The sequence below is a fragment of the Planococcus sp. SSTMD024 genome (assembly GCF_041320495.1).
Taxonomy (GTDB): Bacteria; Bacillota; Bacilli; order Bacillales_A; family Planococcaceae; genus Planococcus.
Map to the genome: position 1 here is coordinate 500698 of NZ_JBGGNS010000022.1, position 17759 is coordinate 518456.

Consider the following 17759-nt stretch of genomic DNA (forward strand, 5'->3'; position numbering starts at 1 on the left):
GTGCTTTCGTCAGTTATTTTTTAGCTAGCAATTCTTCAAAATAAGAGCCGAATTCTTTAGAGCGTTTCAGGATTGTGCTTGATGAAACGCCGAATTTTTCACTCAAGTCTTTTGCAGAAAGCATGGGCCCTTGAATCAGTTCATGGTCCTGCAGGAAACGCCAGTAGCCGGCAACGAGTGCTTCCGGTTTCTGGACGGTCGGCTGCTGGCTGACCAGATAGCTGTTGAGGATGCTTGTCACATTCGTTACGGTTTCTTCATCGAAATCCGCTTCGTCGATGTGTTTTTTCAATTCATCCATGACCGATTGATGTTCCGGGGAAAGCTCGATGCTTTCCTCGACAGCGCCTGTCGAGTATTGGACGATATGCTCGACCACTTCAAGATAATGCTCGCGAAGGTAATCTTCGTTCGCTGATGCGCCTTTTTCTTCGATGCGTGTTTGCAGCTGCTCAAAGAATGGGTCGAACTTGCCGACGATTGTCAAATAGCCGTTCAGGAACAGGATGCCTTGTTCGCCTGCACGCGCATCTGGCAGAAGAATCGCAAGAAGCCCTTGGTTTTCTTCCATATCCGTCGGTGGCTGGTCTGCCATGACGTAAGTTTCACCGGTGAAGGCATCTTTCAATTCCGCTTTTTCTGTATCCCCTGTGACCAATTGGCCGAGGAATACGCGGAAGTTTGGCCATTGCTCCAACACTTCTTTCGTTGTTGGGCGTTGCGTCTGTTCGATTTGCTTAGACAGGAAGTTTTGCCATAGTTCCGGTTTTTGCATGAACAGGAAATTTTCGATAACGAAAGCCTGTGCATCGTTTTCTGCCATCGATTTCATCAAGCGCGGCTGCCAATCCTGCTGGAGCGCGCGGAAATCCGCTAGTTGGTCACGGTTTGGGTTTTCCGAGAAGAATTGCTGTCTGACTTGGAACAGCTCTTCATTCACCAAATCATTGATGGAAACGGTCTGTTGTTTCCCGTGACATTTCTTATATTTCTTTCCGCTGCCACATGGACACGGATCATTTCTTCCTACCATTCTAATCACCTACATTTTTTCTTGAGTGTAACATAAAATCTTTCGGCGCTCAAAAGTCTGACGATTCAGACGGTTAAATAGCCCTATATCTCCTTGTAATTCCCATATCAAGAAAATAAACGGAAGCCTAACCCTTGCAGCACGTGGCGTGGGACGAAGAACCTGGCCGTCACGAGAGGGTCAACGACTTGGCTGATCTGCGTTTCGCCGGCTGCACTCATGAGCATGGTCATTTCGCTGACGGATAAGCCGGATTGCGGAAGCAACAGATCGATCATCTCCTCAACCGCAGTGGAAACGGCTTCGTCTAAGGTCATCGCGGAGACGAGATACGCCAAACCGTCTTCATTTTCGAGCAAAGGATGCTTTAAATGACTGCCTTTGATGACATCGAATCGGACAGTGGCGCTGCCAGGCACTTCAATGCCGGAAACGCTGACTTCGCCGTCCCCCATCGCCGCATGGAAGTCACCGAGTGCGAACAGCGCCCCTTCAACTGCCACAGGGAAATAAAGCGTTGCGCCTTTTGTGATCAGTTTCGTATCCATATTTCCGCCGTGCGCGCCCGGTGTCCCGCATGAAACGGGCTCGCCTTCCGGTGCAACGCCGATAACGCCGATCATCGGATTCAGCGGGAGCTGCAGCCGTTCATTGAAGACGGCTTTGCCGTTTTGAATGGGAATGATTTTCGCTTCCATCGATTCCATCCGGTGGCCCATCACCCCGAGGTCCGGCCCCGTGACCATAACGCCTTGCTCGCCGATTTCAAGGTCTTTGATTTCTACTTTCAAGACGTCCCCGATTTCGGCCCCTTCGATGAAGATCGGCCCTGTCGCAGGATTCACTTGGTCCCAATCGATGGCGGCAACTTCTTGGTCGCTTGACTGAATCTGGTTTTTAAAGCAATCGAAAGTCTCGATTGTCACCGTATCCCCCGCTGCTGCGCGAAGGCTCGGTTCGTGTGTTTTGGAAAAAGCATAAATGACATCTTGTGCAGGCAATGTTTTCATAAACCTCACTCCTTTTGAATTAAAATGGAAAATCTTTTTGATTCTGATAATTCTTTCAACTCATACACTACCATTATCGAGCATGGAATCTTCAAGTGCAAGGCGTGAAGCGCTATAGTAAACTAGAGAAAAAAAGTGGGGCGGGGGAGACGCTGTGTATGAAGATCCGGTCAAAGAAATGCTCGTGTGGATGAAGATGCTGCTTTTGACGGCATTCATCATCCTTGGTGTCCGCCAGTTCCTGTTCGAGCCGGTTATCGTCGAAGGCGGATCGATGCAGCCAAGCTTTCACGAGAATGATAAATTAGTGTTGAGCAAAGCGACAACAATCGGCAACTTCGATACAATCGTATTTTTCGCCCCGGACGGCAGCCGCTTCATCAAACGGGTGATCGGCGTTCCCGGAGACCATCTCCAGATAGCAGGAGGGGAAATTCTACTGAACGGGCAGCCGCTGGAAGAACCATACTTGGATGAGGGCGGAAATACTGGCATCACCGCACCGGCTGGTATAACCAGTGAGTTTTCCGTTCCGCCAGACTGCTATTATGTTCTGGGAGACAACCGCGGTAATAGCACGGATTCACGCGTGCTGGGATTTATCCAGGAGCAAGATGTGATTGGTGAAGTGAAATTCCGCTTTGCGCCTTTGAGGGATTTTGGATTCGTGGAATGAATAATGAGTTTTAGCAAAAGCTTTTGCCGTTGAGCATGTACTCTTCGGAAAAGGCTTTTTGTATGGCTGCGATTTTATTTTTGGTGTATATGGGAACCAAGCATTGCTTAAGGAATACCCAGGGATATACAAAAAGAATTTCAAATCACTTTAAATAGTTCTAAATATTCACATTTTATTTCTTTTTAGTTCAATTGAATTATGATAAGATTTAATTACTGAATATTTGAAAAATAATAGATCGTATTGTTTATGAAGGGGTGGGGAAATGAAGACAATTTGGCAGGATGCTGGACGATATATTTTGATAGCGTTTATTGCGGGCGGCGCGGTTCTTCAACTGGGCGGGGAGCAAACGGCGGCGGCAGAAGGCGTGCTTGAAATCGGGGCGGCGCATTTAATGGAAGGGCAACGCCAGGCGTTTCAATCGCACCTTGCCAGTTCGCTGCTGTTCATGGACAGGGCCTTTATGGATGGCGAGGAAGACGGTGCATACCCTGCATCCCATATTGCATTCGCGCCGGGGAGCGATGAATCGCAGATGAACTTTTCCTGGTATTCACCTAGCACCTCACGTGCGGGCCAAGTCCAATATGCGAAAGTCTCTCCCGGTTCTGAAGATTTTCCGGAAAACGCCGCATTGACCATCGATGCATCATTGAAAAATGCCACGTACGGCTATTCTGCCCACGAAGCGGTGATCACCCAACTCGAAAATGAAACGGATTATATGTACCGTTTGGGAGACGGCCGGGGCAATTGGACGCAAGCTTTCCATTTCAAGACACAAGATCCGTCTTCATATGAATTTGTGATGATCGCCGATCCGCAAATCGGGGCATCAGGCAATATTGCTGAAGACCAAAGAGGCTGGGAAAAGACTTTGCGGCAAGCAATTGGCCAGAATCCCGACGCAAGTTTCATCCTGTCGGCAGGCGATCAGGTGGATGCCCGCTATTCCGAAAAAGAATATGCCGCTTATTTCGCGCCTGATCCGCTGCGCCATTATCCGACAGCGACCACCATCGGCAACCACGACGACACCTATCATTATGCCTACCACTTCAATGTCCCGAACGAAAATTGGGAACTCGGCAATTACGACAACTCCGGGGGCAATTATTATTTCTCTTACGGAGATACTTTGTTCATGAACTTGAATTCCAATAGTCGAAATCCGGAAGAACACATCCAGTTCATGAAGGAGACAGCTGAAGCGACTTCAGGGCGCGAGTGGAAATGGAAGGTACTCGTTTTCCATCATTCGATCTATAGCGCCGCTGCACATTCGCAAAGCGAAAAAGTGCTGGAGCTGCGCGAACAGCTTGTGCCGACAATAGACGAACTTGATTTTGATGCGGTGCTGATGGGGCATGACCATTCCTATGTCCGGACCTACCAAATGGAAAATTTCCAGCCGTTGAAGAATCACATGATGCAAGGCGATACACCGGTCAATCCGGAAGGCACCGTCTATATTACCGGCAGTACCGCGAGCGGCAGCAAGTTCTACGGCATGCAGAGCGAACGCGAACCGTATTCAGCGGTTCGTGAACAATGGGGCGTGCCGACTTACATGACTATCCAAGTTGAACCGACGCGTTTGCGCTTTGAGACCTACCGCACGGATACGGAAGAACTGGTCGATGAATACGAGATCATCAAGGATCCGTCCATCGAAACGGTCGTGCCGGCGCTCGAAAAAGTCGAACTTGAAGCAAATAGCGCCGTGCTGGCAACCGAGGAGAATTCCTTCTATCCCGAAGCGGAATTGAAGCTGACAGGAGAAAATGTCGAAGGCGGCCAATACGATATTTCGCCTGAATCGGTCACATACCGTACGAGCCGGGATGATGTCCAAATAAAAGACGGAAAAGTCCAGGCGGCAGAAGATGCGGAGCCTGGAAAAGTGGAAGTATATGCGGAAGTGGAAGCTGGCGGCGAAATATGGGAAAGCAATGCGATTGAATTCGAATTGGTGGAACATGAAGAAACCAAACTGCTCGAAGGAGGAAGTGAGTGGCGCTACCTCGATGATGGCAGCGACCAGAAAAAAGACTGGATTGAAGCTGGTTTCGATGACAGCGATTGGGCGCAAGGCACTGGCCCTCTAGGCTTTCCGGAAGATGAGGAACGGCCGGAATTCGGTCCTGTGGAAACGCTCGTCGGTTACGGCGGGGACGAGACCGACAAAAACGCCTTGACTTATTTCAGGACGGCATTTGAAGTGGAAGATGCTGAAGAAATCGGCAATCTCGGTTATGTGGAATTCGGTGTCGATGATGCCGTCATCCTCTATTTAAATGGAGAAGAAATCATGCGCTTCAATATGCCCGAGACAGGCGAGTTCGGTTTTGAGGACTACCAGGAAGCGGTGAGCGATGAAGACTTCGGCAGAGAAGACCGAATCGAGCGCATCTACTTGGACGAAGAGGCCCTTGCCCAGATGAAAGACGGCGAAAATGTGCTGGCTGCCCAGGTGCATCAAGACGATCGCTTCAGTTCCGACCTGTATTGGGACATGGAAATGGTGGTTAATAAAAAATAAAAAAAGAAGGCGCGATGCCTTCTTTTTTTTTTTTTTTTTTTTTTTGCCTATTTAGTGAAAATGCCCAATTTCTCGATTCGCTGGATCGCTTCTCTGATGCGTTGTTCATCGACCAATAGCCCGACACGCACGAAGCCTTCGCCCGCGGAGCCGAATCCACTGCCTGCTGCAACGGCGATATCTGCTTTCTCTAGCAAATAATCCGAGAACTCGACGCTCGTGAAGCCTTCTGGAACCGGCAGCCAGGCAAAGAATGAGCCTTTCGGCGCTTCCACGCCCCAGCCGATCCGGCGGCATTCGTCAACCAGCACTTGGCGCCTTTTTTCGTACAGTTCGACCAAGTCATCCACGCATGCTTGGCTTGCAGTAAGTGCCTCAGCAGCAGCAAGCTGCACGGCCGGGAAAATGCCCGCAAACAAATGATCCTGGATTAAATTGAGGGCTTCGATCATCTTCGAGTTGCCGACTGCAAAACCGATTCGCCAGCCGGCCATATTATAAGTTTTCGATAAAGTATACATTTCAATGCCGACATCTTTCGCCCCTTCGGACTGCAGGAAGCTGACCGGTTTTTGGCCGTCGAATCCGATGCCCCCGTAAGCGAAATCATGCACTACCGCAAGATCGTTGTCTTTGGCGAACTGCACGGTCTCGTCAAAGAAAGGCTGGTTGGCTGTAGCGCCGGTCGGGTTGTTTGGGTAATTCAAATACATGAGTTTGGCGCGTTTGCGAATCGACTCTGACACTGCGTCATAGTTCGGCAAATAGCCATTTGCCTGCTCGAGCTTCATCAAATCGAGTTCGATGTCGGCGAGCGGTGCGCCCGATAAATAATCCGGATAGCCCGGGTCTGGCAATAAAAGCGAATCCCCGGGGTTAAGCAAGGCAACCGGCAATTCGACAAAGCCAATTTTCGTGCCGGACATGATGGCGACTTCAAGGTCGGGGTCGATGTCGACGCCGTATTCCCGTTTATAGAAATCTGCGGCGGCCTGGCGCAAAGTGCCAAGCCCGCGAAACGGTGAGTAGCGGTGCGTTTTCGGATCGGCTACTGCTTCTTGCAACGCCTTGACAATGTGCGGCGGTGTCGGCTGGTCGGGATTGCCTTGACCCAGATTGATGACATCGCGCCCCTCGTCGGCCGCTTTGGAAACTTTCGCGACAAGCGTGGCGAAAAATTGATCCGGAAGATTTTTTAAGCGATTTGAAAAGTCCATGGAATCCTCCTTGTTTTCTAAATAATTGCACATCTACCTCAAATCTTATAGAGTTTAATCTAAACTGTCTACAGGGGGAGAGTATATGAAGATCGCTTGTGTGCAGATGAATATCGCTTTCGGCGACCCCGAAACGAATTTTCAGCGCGTGAAAGGTTATTTGGAAAAAGCGGCAGAAAACGGCGCACAGCTTATCGTCCTGCCTGAAATGTGGAATACCGGCTATGCCTTGACCGAACTTGATGAACTTGCGGACGGCAATGGCCGAACTGCGGATTTCTTGAAGCGATTCGCCAAAGAGCACAAGGTTCATATCGTCGGGGGCTCGGTCTCCACGAAGAAAGAGGACGGTTTCTACAATACGATGTATGTGGTCGACAGCACGGGCGCACTCGTTTCAGAGTACGACAAAGCGCACCGCTTCGGCTTGATGGATGAGCATATCCACCTTGAAGAAGGCCAGTCGCTCGGCACATTCGAGCTGGACGGGGAGACCTATGGCGGCGTCATCTGTTACGACATCCGCTTTCCGGAATGGCTGCGCGCACAAGCGCTGAACGGCGCGAAGGCGATTTTCGTGCCTGCGGAATGGCCGGCAGCGCGCATCGATCATTGGCGCATCCTGCTGCAGGCGCGCGCGATTGAGAACCAATGCTTTATCATCGCCGCAAACCGGGTCGGCAGCGACCCGAAAAATGAGTTCGGCGGCCATTCGATGGTCATCGCGCCTTGGGGCGAAGTGCGGATGGATATGGACCAGGAGGAAGGCATCGGCTATACCGATATCGACCTTTCCGAAGTCGACGAAGTGCGGGGCCGCATCCCGGTATTCGACGACCGCCGTGTGCCATTGTACAAAAAGTTTGAAAAATCGCATTGACAAGCTGTTGCCCGTGCAGGTAATATTGAAAACAACCAAATACGCATGCTTATCAAGAGAGACCGAGGGTAAGGCCCTATGACGTCCGGCAACCCCCAGCATGGGAAGGTGCCAAGTCCTGCAGAATGAACTTCATTCTGAAAGATAAGTCGAAATGTTAATTTTCGATGTCTCTTTTTGATAAAAGAGGCATTTTTTATTTGCCTGGGGGAGTGGACAGCATGATTCAAATCGAACAACTGAGCAAAACTTATCAAACGAAACACGGCACGGTCAAAGGCGTCGATGATGTCACTTTGGAAGTGAAGACCGGTGAAATCTTCGGCATCGTCGGCTATTCCGGCGCCGGAAAAAGTTCCCTCATCCGCTGCATCAACTTGCTTGAACGGCCAACGTCAGGCACCGTGAAAGTCGGCGGCCAGGATTTAACGAAGCTGCGTGGCGACGGCTTGCGGAAAGCACGGCTCAAAATCGGCATGATCTTCCAGCATTTCTACTTGATCAGCCAAAAGACGGTCGCTGAGAATATTTCGTTCGCCCTTCGCGCAGCCGGAACGCCGAGCAAGAAAATCGGACCGCGCGTCGATGAACTGCTCGAAATGGTCGGCTTGTCTGACAAGCGGGGGGTCTACCCGGCACAGCTGAGCGGCGGACAGAAGCAGCGCGTCGGCATCGCCCGCGCACTCGCCAATGACCCGGCCGTGCTGTTATGCGACGAAGCGACATCCGCGCTCGACCCGAATACGACTTTATCGATTCTGCGCTTATTGAAAGACATCAACCGCAAGCTCAATATCACGATTGTGTTGATTACGCACGAGATGAACGTCGTCAAGGAAATTTGCGACCGCATGGCGGTCATGCAAAGCGGACGCGTCATCGAAGAAGGCCGTGTCTACGATATTTTCGCCGATCCAAAGACCGCGTTGACAAAGGAATTCATCTCGAGCGTCGTATCGTTCAACGTGCCGGAAGAAATCCTGAAAAAATGCGACGGCACGATCGTCAAAGTCTTGTTCAAAGGCGAAGTCGCCGGCGATGGCATTATTTCCGATATGCTGCAAAGCTATCCGGTCAAAGGGAATTTCCTGCACGGGGCGATTGAATACATCCAGGAGTTGCCACTCGGCATTTTCGTTATGGAACTGAAAGGCGCTCAAGCAGATGTGAGTCAGGCGATTCACTACCTAGAGCAGCGTGAAGCGATTGTGGAGGTGATGGATCATGGGAATTGAATGGGAAAGAATCATTGAATTATGGCCGGAAATCCAAGTGGCCTTTTACCAGACTTTAATCATGATCGGCATCTCGCTTGGCGTGGCGCTTGTTATCGGCTTGCCGCTCGGCATTTTATTGTTCATCACAGACCGCGGCTTGTTCTGGGAAAATCGCCCGGTCAATTCCGTCATCGGATTTATCGTCAACATCGTCCGGTCGATTCCGTTCATCATTTTGCTCGTAGCACTCATCCCGCTGACGCAATTGATTACCGGCACGACCATCGGGCCGGTCGCAGCGAGCGTTTCCTTGTCGGTGGCAGCGATTCCGTTTTTTGCGCGCATCGTGGAAACGGCGCTCCGTGACATCGATAAAGGCGTCATCGAAGCGGCCATCGCAGTCGGCGCCACGCCGTGGATGATCATCAAAGATGTGCTCTTGCCGGAAGCGAAAGCGAGCCTCATCCAAGGCATCACGCTGACGGTCATCAGCCTCATCGCCTATTCCGCGATGGCAGGCGTGGTCGGTGGCGGCGGCATCGGTGATTTGGCGATCCGCTTCGGTTATTACCGCTATGATAATACGATCATGATCGTGACGGTCGTCATTTTGATCGTGCTCGTCCAATTGATTCAACAGGCCGGCGACTTTACCGCCAAAAAACTGGATAAACGATAAGGGGAGAATGACATGAAGAAACTCACATGGATATTGGCAGCGAGCGCGCTCGCACTGGCTGCATGCGGCGGAGAAGAAGCAGACACAGGAACGACAGAAGGCGGCGAAGCGTCGAAAGACATCAAGCTCGGCGCAACAGCGGGCCCTTATAGCGATATGCTGAACGCAGCGATCGTGCCGGCGCTTGAAGAAAAAGGCTATACAGTGGAAACAATCGAATTCAGCGATTATATCCAGCCGAACAATGCGTTGAACAACGGCGAGATCGACGCCAACTTGTTCCAGCACACCGTTTACCTGGAGAATTTCGAAACAGAAAACGATATGGATTTGAGTGCCTTGATTACGGTCCCGACCGCGCCGATGGGCATCTACTCCAATGAGTTCGATTCCTTGAATGCGGTATCCGACGGGGCGACCATCGCGATTCCGAACGATCCAGTCAACGGCGCGCGTGCATTATTGATGCTGCAGGACGAAGGTTTGGTCGAACTTGACCCGGAAGCGGAAGTGCTCCAGGCGTCTGAGCGCGATGTCACGGAAAATCCGAAGAACCTTGTGTTCCAGCCGATTGAAGCAGGGCAATTGCCGCGCGCGGTTGAAGGCACAGACCTTGCTGCCGTTCCAGGCAACTTCGCACTCGCGGCGGACATGGATTTGCTTGATGCATTGGCGCTTGAGAACATGCCGGACCAGTACCGCAATGTCGTCGCTGTTTCGGCGGAAAATGAAGACAGTGAACTGGCGGCGGATTTGGTCGAGATCGTCGAGTCGGAAGAATTTGAAGCAGTCATCGACGAGCAATTCGAAGGCTTCGGGAAACCGGAGTGGATGGCTGAATAACGACATAAGCCAGCCGGAGAGTTTTTTTCTCCGGCTGTTTTTTATGTGAAATACCATTGCGACGCGCTTTACAGGCTTTTTCCTTGCCCTGCTTGTTTTCTGTTGAAATAATAGGGAAAGTGAATTTCAATAGGCCGATGCAGGCAGTATCTGCATCGGACGAGGGTTCTTTGGAGAAAGGGAGAGGATTATGGAAGCTAACAGGCACGTCCTGACTTACGGCGACGCGTTTGTCGATTATATCGCAACCACCAAAAACAATGATTTATTCGATCTGTATCTCGGAGGCGCCACCGTCAACGTCTCTGCCGGCGTTAGCCGCCTCGGGGTTCCTTCAGCATTCATCACAATCACCGGCGATGATGAGATCTCGGACTTTTTCTGCCAGGCGCTACGAGCAGAAGGGGTCGATTTGACACATTCAATTAAACGTCCAGAAAAACGCATCAGCGGCGTCTATATTCATTTAACGGAAACGAACGATCGCGTCTTCGCTTCTTACGACAATGAGACGCCTGATTTGCAAGTAAAAGCAGACGAACTGGCGGACGAAGCGTTCGAATCCGCGAGCCTGTTCCATTTTTGCTCAGGAACGCTTTTCCATCCGGAAGCGCGTAAAACAACGACCCAGGCATTGGAGTTGGCCAAGTCTCAAGAAGTGATTTGTTCATGCGATGTCAATATCCGGCCGCTGCGCTGGGAAAGCGAGGAGCTGTGCCGCCAGACCGTCCTGCGCTTTTTGCCGCAGGTGGATATTTTGAAATTGACGGTTGACGAATTATTGTTCCTCATGGAAGCCGATTCAATGGAAGCGGGCATCGAGCGCCTGAAGGCTTACGGGCTTCCTGTCGTTTTTGTCACGGACGGTGAGCATGGCACGCACGCGGTATATAAAGACGAGACGACCCATGTGCCGGTCGAGCCGGTCAAGCCGGTAGATACGACGGGTGCCGGGGATGCGTTCATGGCAGGCATCATCCGCCATGTCCATTTCAACGGCATGCCGGAAGATCAGCAACAACTGGTTGCTTGCGCAGACTTCGGCAATAAGCTGGGGGCTCTTTGTGCAACACGGGCGGGAGCCATCACAGCGATGCCGCGAAGCGAAGATATGGAAGAGTGGGAATAGAAGAGGAGGAAACAGCAATGGCTTTGCATAGTTTTCATTTAACAGCAGACTGGCCCGGCAACCGAAACGATGTCGGGACAATCGAATCGGGGAATTTGAAGACGCAAATCTCGATTCCCCCGGAAATGGACGGCCCAGGGGTCGGCACGAATCCCGACGAAATGCTGCTCGGTGCGGCAGCGACCTGCTATATCATCACGCTTGCGGCGATGATGGAGCGCAGCAAACTGCCGAAAGAGTCGCTGACGATGGAGTCGGAAGGAATCGTGGAAGTCGAAAATGGCGTCATAACTTATAAAAAGATCATTCACCGCCCGAAAGTTGTCTTGTCGGCGGATGCAGAAGAAAAGGAATTCAAGCTGGCGCACAAACTTGCGGAAAAAGCGGAATCTTCCTGCATGATCACGCGCGCCATTCAAGGAAATGTCGCAGTCGAACTGGAAGCCGATATTATAAAAGCATAAAGTAAATCCCTGGTTGACCGCTTGCGGGAAATCAGGGCTTTTTATTGAGCAATAATGTTTTTAGACGATTAAGAATTTTTTGTTCCAGCCGTTTCGGGATGTGGTAGACTACATTTAATGAAAAACGGTCTATACAGGGGACGGGTGTCATGAAAAAATTATCGCTGCAAACCAAAATCATCCTGTTGACGACATCGCTCGTGCTGTTGACGACGGCGGTGTTCGGCGGGATTTTGAGCTATCAGGAAATTGCGGAAATCAAAGAGAACATCGGCCAGCGGGCGCAAGAAACGGCGATCGGCATTTCGGCCATGCCGACGATTGTCGAAGCGATGGATGACGAGGAACCGGCGCTGCAAATCCAGCCGATCGCTGAGTATCTGCGCAAGCAAGTAGGCGCTGAGTTTATCGTTATCGGCAATAGGGAGAGCATCCGTTATTCACATCCGGATCCCGACAAAATCGGCAAAAAAATGGTCGGCGGCGATAACGAACGCGCCCTTCAAGAAGGCAAAGTCTATGTGTCTGAAGCATTCGGCTCGCTCGGCAGAAGCCTGCGCGGCAAAGCGCCAATCTATGACGGCGACGGGCGCGTCATCGGTGTCATTTCGGTCGGTTATATGATCGAAGATATTGAAGCAATCATTTTCGGCAATGTTATGGACGTGATGGGGCTGGCTTTATTGACGCTCGTTATCGGCGTCCTGGGCAGTGTCCTGCTCGCGAGGAATATCCGGAAAGATACGCTCGGTCTTGAACCCAGGGAAATCGCCCGCTTGTATCAGGACCGGGAAGCTTTGCTGTCATCAATTATCGAAGGGGTCATCGCCATCGATAAGGAAGGCCGCATCACCGAGTTGAACAGTTCGGCAGAAAAGATGCTCGCCATGGACCAAAGCTTTCTCCACACCCCATCCGATGATATCTTGCCGGAACTGAGGATGGGTGAAACCTTAACGACAGGGAATTCATGGAAGAACAAAGAAATCCTGATTGGCGGGACCGTTTTTATCGTCAACCAAAAGCCGATTTGGGCAGAAGGGGAAGTGGCCGGCGCCGTTTCAACATTCCGTGAAAAAACGGAAGTGCAGGAAGTACTGGAAACTTTGTCGGAAATCCGTCAATACTCAGAAAGCCTGCGGGCGCAAACACATGAATACGCCAATAAACTGTATGCCATATCCGGGCTTCTCCAGTTGGAGGAGACTGAGGAAGCGGTCCGGCTGATCCAGCAAGAAACGAATCATCATGAAAAGCAGACAAAGCATACACTGAATCATATCGAAGATAAAAAAGTTCAGGCGATCCTGCTCGGCAAAATGGGAAAAGCATCCGAAGCGAAAGTCGAGCTATTGGTGGATGAAAACAGTTCGCTCGCCAAATTGCCTGCCCATGTCGATATATCCAAAGTCATTCACATTGTCGGGAATCTGATCGACAACGCCATTGAAGAAGTCGAGGCATGCGACCGCAAAGAAGTGTCTTTCTTCATTACCGATATCGGCAATGACTTGGTCATCGAAGTCCAGGACAGCGGGCGCGGAATCGAAACCGGAAACCTCGACCGATTTTTCACGCAAGGATTCTCCACGAAACTGGAAAAAGCGGATAGGGGCTACGGCTTGGCGATCGTCAAACAAGCGGTTGAAGACTTGAATGGCTGGATCGAAGTGGATTCGACGCCGCAGCGCGGGACGGTATTTAGCGTCTTTATCCCGAAAAAAACGATGGAGGTGGCGTAATGCTGCGGGTAGTGATTGCAGAAGATGATTTTCGTGTTGCACAAGTGCACGAGAAGTTTTTAGCAAAGATTAAACAAGTGGAACTGGCGGCGAAAGCGAAAGACTGCGCAGAAACGCTGGCGGCGGTCAAGCAAGAGCGGCCGGATTTGGTGCTATTGGACAATTACATGCCGGATGGGCTCGGCATCGAGTTGATTGATGAGTTAAGGAAAGAAAGCCCGGAGACCGACATCATCCTCGTCTCGGCGGCAAACGAGCGGGAGTATATCGAAACGGCACTGCGAAAAGGCGTAAAAGGCATCATCTTAAAACCTGCTGAACTTGGCCAGTTCACGGCCACCATCGAGAAATACCGGCAAGACAAGGAAAGCTTGTCGAGCCAAGAAACCATCGATCAGCAGTATTTGGATGAACTGTTCGGGGTCAAGGCAGTCAAAAAAGAGGCGCCAGCGGTCAAAGGCATCGACCCGCTGACGATGCAGAAAGTCCAGAAGTTATTGGAACAGTACGAAGAGGGCATCACGGCTGAAAAAATGGGCGAAGAAATGGGCGCTTCGCGCACGACCGCCAGGCGCTACCTGGAATATTTGGTGTCAACAGGCGATTGCTACGCCGAGCTCGGCTACGGCATTGTCGGCAGGCCCGAACGGAAATACTTTGTGAAATGAAATGAAAGCCAAGGGTGCGCTCTGGGAGACAAACTTTTCCAGAGTTTCTCAAAAATGAAAAAGCAACTTCCCAAAACCGGGGGAGTTGCTTTTTTGAGTTGCCGTTTCATTTACGGCAATCAATCGGTGTGGCATTCGAAGTAGGTCATTTGCCAACCGCTTTTCTCGATTTCAGGAAATCCGCCCAACTCGTAACAGCGATCAGCCGCTTCGGTTACTTCTACATAGCTGAAATAGCTTTGAGCGGCGATGGCGGTACCGATGGCAAGAAATAATGCAACGCCAAGCGCAATGGCCGCCATGCCCGGAGTAATGGCTGAGATACGTTTCATTTTCGGCCTCCTTAATATCCATTCGCTTCTATCTATACCCTAGCACAATTCCCTTCTGTTTCCTATAAATGAAATATCAGTAAAATAGCAACTTCCCCGTAAACTTTATGAACAAAATGTTCACAAAATCCTTTATACAGCTTATTTTGCAAACGGTTACATTCTGAAAATTCGCAGTTATACTTCAACACATAAGAAAACTACTTAAACTGAGGGGGAAATAAAATGAAGAAAACGATTTTTGCCAGTGTCTTGACTGTAAGCGCTTTAGCGTTCGCCGGATGCGGATCCGACGACGCGGCCAATACAGGGGGAGAAGGCGGAAGCTTCGAACCGTCGAAGACGATTGAAATGGTGGCACCGGCCGGGTCAGGCGGCGGCTGGGATACGACGGCCCGTGAAGTGGCCCGTGTCTTCGGGGAAACGGAAATCATCGATGAAAATATGACCGTCATCAACCGAGAAGGCGGAGGCGGGGCAATCGGCTGGGCATATGTCCATGCAAAAGAAGGCGATCCGCACAGCATGTTCGTCGCTTCACCGCCACTCATGTTCGTGCCGCTCAACGGCCAATCGGAACATGGCCATGAAGACTTTACGCCGCTTGCCAATATGATTGCCGACTACGGCGCGTTCGCTGTGCGTGAAGATAGCGAATTCGAAGATTTGAACGACCTGTTCGACCAGATGAAAGATGATCCGGCAAGCGTCACGGTTATCGGAACATCTGCCCCAGGAAGCATGGACCATATGCAATTTGTCCGCATCGCCAAAGCGGCAGGCGTGGATCCGACAAAGATCAAATACGTTTCTGACCAAGAAGGCGGGGCATTGACAGCGGTTCTGAACGGGTCGGTAGATGTATTCTCCACCGGTGTCGGCGAAACGATCGAGCAAGTGCGTGCCGGCAATATCAAAGTTCTGGGTGTGACGGCGGAAGAGCGCATGGAAGGGGACGTGCTTTCTGAATTCCCGACAGCGATCGAGCAGGGCATCGATGAGAGCTTCGTCAACTGGCGCGGATTCTTCGGGCCACCGGGCATGGATCAAGCAGCGGTCGACTACTACGAAGCCAAATTCCAGGAATTGAGTGAATCCGAAGAGTTCGCGGAAGTCCGCGAGAAATACGGCTGGAACGAAATGTACATGGGCAGTGAAGAATACAGCGAATTCCTTGCGACAGAAAAAGAGGAAATTGCCGCATTGCTCGAGGAGATCGGCTTAGGTCAATAAAGAATTTACGATTGCCGAAGCAGTCTAACAGGAAAATACTCACAGAAGTGAAACCGGATCTTAGGCATTCGGTTTCTCTCTTTTCAGTTAAAAGGAGGGGTTTCGTTTGCTCGCAACTATAAACCGTAGATTAGGCTTGCTTATTTTTGTCATCGCAGCCGTTTACTTGTATTTGAGTTTCCAATTGCCCAACTATCAATATGCCCCTGTCGATGCGGATGTCATCCCAAAAGGGCTCGGGATACTTTTATTGATACTGGCCGTCCTGTTGTTTTTCTCCCGGGCGGTAGAAACGGAAGCGGAAAAGAAAAAGCGGGATATTCCCAAAAAAGAGTTTGGTGTTCTTGGTGCCGTCTTCGCCATGATTTTTGTTTACATCTTTTTGTTTGAAACGATCGGCTTTATCATCATGACGGCGTTATTCATCTTCTTCTGTTCATGGTTTTTAGGTTATAGAGCATGGAAGACGAACATTTTGGTCTCCCTTCTGTTCCCGATTGTAATGTATGTCATCTTCGTTTTCGCGCTGGGGATCGTATTGCCGCGCGGCATCTTGCCGATTTAAGGAGGGAGTTTCATTATGGATGCATTTCAAGGTTTATTGACCGGTTTTCAAGTTGCTTTAAGTTTGGAAGGAATCATGTTTGTGCTGATCGGCGTCATTGTCGGCACATTGATCGGCATGATGCCAGGGCTCGGCCCAATCAGTGCCATTGCAATCATGATCCCGATTACATATGGGATGGATCCGGCGCCCGCGCTCGTCATGATGGCCGGGGTTTATTACGGGGCGGTCTTTGGTGGATCGACTTCCTCGATCCTGTTGAACGCCCCAGGGATTTCCGGCACAGTCGCCACGTCTTTCGACGGTTACCCAATGGCACAAAATGGCCAAGCCGGCAAAGCGCTCGCTATCGCAGCGATCGCTTCCTTCGTCGGGGGGACCGTTTCGGTTGTCTTGCTGATGCTGTTGGCGCCGGCATTATCAAGTGTCGCGATTTCATTCGGCCCGCCGGCATACTTTGCCTTGATGTTCATGGGCTTAACGGCCATCTCCAGTTTATCGGAAGGTTCGACGATCAAAGCGATGATTTCTGCTGTTGCCGGCTTTATGGTGGTAACGATCGGCATCGACCCGCAAACCGGTACACAGCGTTTCACGTTCGGGAACGTCAACCTGTTCGACGGTTTCGACTTTCTGATCATCGCCCTCGGCCTCTTTGCCGTTGCGGAAGTATGCATACTCGTATTGAACCGGAAAAACCGGAGCTTGAGCGATGACCAGAAACTCGGCAGCTTAAAGCTGTCCAAAGGGGACCTGAAGGAAATGAGCGGGCCTGTCAGCAGGCAGTCCTTTGTCGGCTTCCTGCTCGGCGTACTGCCTGGGGCAGGCGCGACCATCGCGTCGTTCATCAGCTATATCTTTGAAAAGCGCATAGCGAAAAATCCTGAAGAATTCGGGAAAGGGTCCATCAAAGGGATTGCAGCACCGGAAAGTTCCAATAATGCGGCGACGAGCGGTGCATTCGTGCCACTCTTGAGCCTTGGCATCCCAGGTTCCGGAACGACGGCTGTCATGCTCGGCGCATTCTTGGTCCTTGGCGTACAGCCGGGCCCGCTGCTCATGTCGGACCGCCCGGAAATCTTCTGGGGTATCATCGCTTCCATGTATTTAGGGAATGTATTCCTGTTGATCCTGAACTTGCCGCTGATTCCTTATTTGGCGAAGATCTTGAGCATCCCCCGCCCTTTGCTCATTTCACTCGTAATCATGTTCAGCTTAATCGGAGTCTATTCCATCAGTTTTAACATTTTTGACCTGTACATGCTATTGCTTTTCGGGGCGCTTGGATTTGCCATGCGGATCTTTTCGTTTCCTGCGCCGCCATTCATTCTGGCGTTTATCCTCGGGGGCATGATGGAACAGGCATTCCGCCAGTCCATGACCATCTCCAATGGCAGCTTGGGCATCTTCGTCAATAGCCCGTTGCCGCTGTCATTGCTCTTGATTTCTTTGCTGTCCCTCTTGGTTCCGGCTTTCTTGAAATGGAGAAGCAATAGGATTGCACGTAAACAACGGTAAGGGGT

17 protein-coding genes and 1 riboswitch are annotated in these 17759 nt (G+C 50.9%); of the genes, 13 read left to right on the forward strand and 4 right to left on the reverse strand.

Annotated features, from left to right (window positions below):
- Positions 1-13: 13 nt before the first annotated feature.
- Complete coding sequence (locus AB9R92_RS11290) at positions 14-1033, reverse strand: SEC-C metal-binding domain-containing protein (protein WP_370669543.1); 1020 nt, start codon at positions 1031-1033, stop codon at positions 14-16.
- A gap of 107 nt (positions 1034-1140) precedes the next feature.
- A complete protein-coding gene (locus AB9R92_RS11295) occupies positions 1141-2043 on the reverse strand; it encodes an acetamidase/formamidase family protein (protein ID WP_370669544.1) in 903 nt (300 codons plus the stop codon).
- Between the two features lie 154 nt (positions 2044-2197).
- Between AB9R92_RS11295 and lepB the strand changes: the two genes are divergently transcribed.
- Together lepB and AB9R92_RS11305 are read left to right on the forward strand one after the other, a co-directional pair.
- Positions 2198-2719 carry a signal peptidase I gene (lepB, locus tag AB9R92_RS11300; protein ID WP_370669545.1) on the forward strand — a complete coding sequence of 174 codons (522 nt, stop codon included), beginning with the start codon at positions 2198-2200 and terminating at the stop codon, positions 2717-2719.
- A gap of 268 nt (positions 2720-2987) precedes the next feature.
- Positions 2988-5267 carry a purple acid phosphatase family protein gene (locus tag AB9R92_RS11305; RefSeq protein WP_370669546.1) on the forward strand — a complete coding sequence of 760 codons (2280 nt, stop codon included), beginning with the start codon at positions 2988-2990 and terminating at the stop codon, positions 5265-5267.
- Between the two features lie 47 nt (positions 5268-5314).
- Here the strand turns inward: AB9R92_RS11305 and AB9R92_RS11310 are convergent, their stop codons facing one another.
- Positions 5315-6484, reverse strand: a complete 1170-nt coding sequence (locus AB9R92_RS11310; RefSeq protein WP_370669547.1) for a pyridoxal phosphate-dependent aminotransferase — start codon at positions 6482-6484, stop codon at positions 5315-5317.
- A gap of 85 nt (positions 6485-6569) precedes the next feature.
- Between AB9R92_RS11310 and AB9R92_RS11315 the strand changes: the two genes are divergently transcribed.
- From AB9R92_RS11315 to AB9R92_RS11350, 8 genes are all read left to right on the forward strand, one after another.
- A complete protein-coding gene (locus AB9R92_RS11315) occupies positions 6570-7364 on the forward strand; it encodes a carbon-nitrogen family hydrolase (RefSeq protein WP_370669548.1) in 795 nt (264 codons plus the stop codon).
- A 46-nt stretch (positions 7365-7410) separates the two neighbouring features.
- Positions 7411-7515, forward strand: a riboswitch (SAM riboswitch).
- 70 nt (positions 7516-7585) lie between these two features.
- Entirely contained in the window at positions 7586-8599 is a 1014-nt protein-coding gene (locus AB9R92_RS11320; RefSeq protein WP_370669549.1) for a methionine ABC transporter ATP-binding protein, read from the forward strand.
- A complete protein-coding gene (locus AB9R92_RS11325; protein WP_370669550.1) occupies positions 8589-9260 on the forward strand; it encodes a methionine ABC transporter permease in 672 nt (223 codons plus the stop codon). Before AB9R92_RS11320 ends, AB9R92_RS11325 begins: the two co-directional genes overlap by 11 nt.
- A gap of 12 nt (positions 9261-9272) precedes the next feature.
- A complete protein-coding gene (locus AB9R92_RS11330; protein WP_370669551.1) occupies positions 9273-10103 on the forward strand; it encodes a MetQ/NlpA family ABC transporter substrate-binding protein in 831 nt (276 codons plus the stop codon).
- 190 nt (positions 10104-10293) lie between these two features.
- Complete coding sequence (locus tag AB9R92_RS11335; protein WP_370669552.1) at positions 10294-11232, forward strand: carbohydrate kinase family protein; 939 nt, start codon at positions 10294-10296, stop codon at positions 11230-11232.
- Between the two features lie 17 nt (positions 11233-11249).
- Entirely contained in the window at positions 11250-11696 is a 447-nt protein-coding gene (locus tag AB9R92_RS11340) for an OsmC family protein (protein ID WP_370669553.1), read from the forward strand.
- 149 nt (positions 11697-11845) lie between these two features.
- Positions 11846-13438 (forward strand): ATP-binding protein, encoded by a 1593-nt coding sequence (locus AB9R92_RS11345; protein ID WP_370669554.1) that lies wholly within the window; start codon positions 11846-11848, stop codon positions 13436-13438.
- Complete coding sequence (locus AB9R92_RS11350; protein WP_370669555.1) at positions 13438-14106, forward strand: response regulator; 669 nt, start codon at positions 13438-13440, stop codon at positions 14104-14106. Before AB9R92_RS11345 ends, AB9R92_RS11350 begins: the two co-directional genes overlap by 1 nt.
- Before the next feature lie 119 nt (positions 14107-14225).
- Here the strand turns inward: AB9R92_RS11350 and AB9R92_RS11355 are convergent, their stop codons facing one another.
- The gene (locus AB9R92_RS11355; RefSeq protein WP_370669556.1) at positions 14226-14438 is read right to left on the reverse strand and encodes a hypothetical protein; all 213 of its coding nucleotides are present in this window, start codon (positions 14436-14438) and stop codon (positions 14226-14228) included.
- 225 nt (positions 14439-14663) lie between these two features.
- On the opposite strand from AB9R92_RS11355, the gene AB9R92_RS11360 reads away from it, so the two are divergent.
- The 3 genes from AB9R92_RS11360 (at position 14664) to AB9R92_RS11370 (ending at position 17754) form a co-directional block, all read left to right on the forward strand.
- Entirely contained in the window at positions 14664-15671 is a 1008-nt protein-coding gene (locus tag AB9R92_RS11360) for a tripartite tricarboxylate transporter substrate binding protein (RefSeq protein WP_370669557.1), read from the forward strand.
- 106 nt (positions 15672-15777) lie between these two features.
- Entirely contained in the window at positions 15778-16236 is a 459-nt protein-coding gene (locus AB9R92_RS11365; RefSeq protein WP_370669558.1) for a tripartite tricarboxylate transporter TctB family protein, read from the forward strand.
- 15 nt (positions 16237-16251) lie between these two features.
- Positions 16252-17754 (forward strand): tripartite tricarboxylate transporter permease, encoded by a 1503-nt coding sequence (locus AB9R92_RS11370; protein WP_370669559.1) that lies wholly within the window; start codon positions 16252-16254, stop codon positions 17752-17754.
- Positions 17755-17759: the final 5 nt, after the last annotated feature.

Excerpts from the sequence above, each read along its gene's own strand:
- AB9R92_RS11330 (WP_370669551.1), top strand. The coding sequence starts at position 9,273 with ATGAAGAAACTCACATGGATATTGGCAGCGAGCGCGCTCGCACTGGCT.
- AB9R92_RS11315 (WP_370669548.1), top strand. The coding sequence starts at position 6,570 with ATGAAGATCGCTTGTGTGCAGATGAATATCGCTTTCGGCGACCCCGAA.
- AB9R92_RS11325 (WP_370669550.1), top strand. The coding sequence starts at position 8,589 with ATGGGAATTGAATGGGAAAGAATCATTGAATTATGGCCGGAAATCCAA.
- AB9R92_RS11335 (WP_370669552.1), top strand. The coding sequence starts at position 10,294 with ATGGAAGCTAACAGGCACGTCCTGACTTACGGCGACGCGTTTGTCGAT.
- AB9R92_RS11320 (WP_370669549.1), top strand. The coding sequence starts at position 7,586 with ATGATTCAAATCGAACAACTGAGCAAAACTTATCAAACGAAACACGGC.
- AB9R92_RS11310 (WP_370669547.1), bottom strand. The coding sequence starts at position 6,484 with ATGGACTTTTCAAATCGCTTAAAAAATCTTCCGGATCAATTTTTCGCC.
- AB9R92_RS11305 (WP_370669546.1), top strand. The coding sequence starts at position 2,988 with ATGAAGACAATTTGGCAGGATGCTGGACGATATATTTTGATAGCGTTT.
- AB9R92_RS11350 (WP_370669555.1), top strand. The coding sequence starts at position 13,438 with ATGCTGCGGGTAGTGATTGCAGAAGATGATTTTCGTGTTGCACAAGTG.
- AB9R92_RS11290 (WP_370669543.1), bottom strand. The coding sequence starts at position 1,033 with ATGGTAGGAAGAAATGATCCGTGTCCATGTGGCAGCGGAAAGAAATAT.
- AB9R92_RS11360 (WP_370669557.1), top strand. The coding sequence starts at position 14,664 with ATGAAGAAAACGATTTTTGCCAGTGTCTTGACTGTAAGCGCTTTAGCG.
- AB9R92_RS11295 (WP_370669544.1), bottom strand. The coding sequence starts at position 2,043 with ATGAAAACATTGCCTGCACAAGATGTCATTTATGCTTTTTCCAAAACA.
- AB9R92_RS11370 (WP_370669559.1), top strand. The coding sequence starts at position 16,252 with ATGGATGCATTTCAAGGTTTATTGACCGGTTTTCAAGTTGCTTTAAGT.
- AB9R92_RS11345 (WP_370669554.1), top strand. The coding sequence starts at position 11,846 with ATGAAAAAATTATCGCTGCAAACCAAAATCATCCTGTTGACGACATCG.
- AB9R92_RS11340 (WP_370669553.1), top strand. The coding sequence starts at position 11,250 with ATGGCTTTGCATAGTTTTCATTTAACAGCAGACTGGCCCGGCAACCGA.
- AB9R92_RS11355 (WP_370669556.1), bottom strand. The coding sequence starts at position 14,438 with ATGAAACGTATCTCAGCCATTACTCCGGGCATGGCGGCCATTGCGCTT.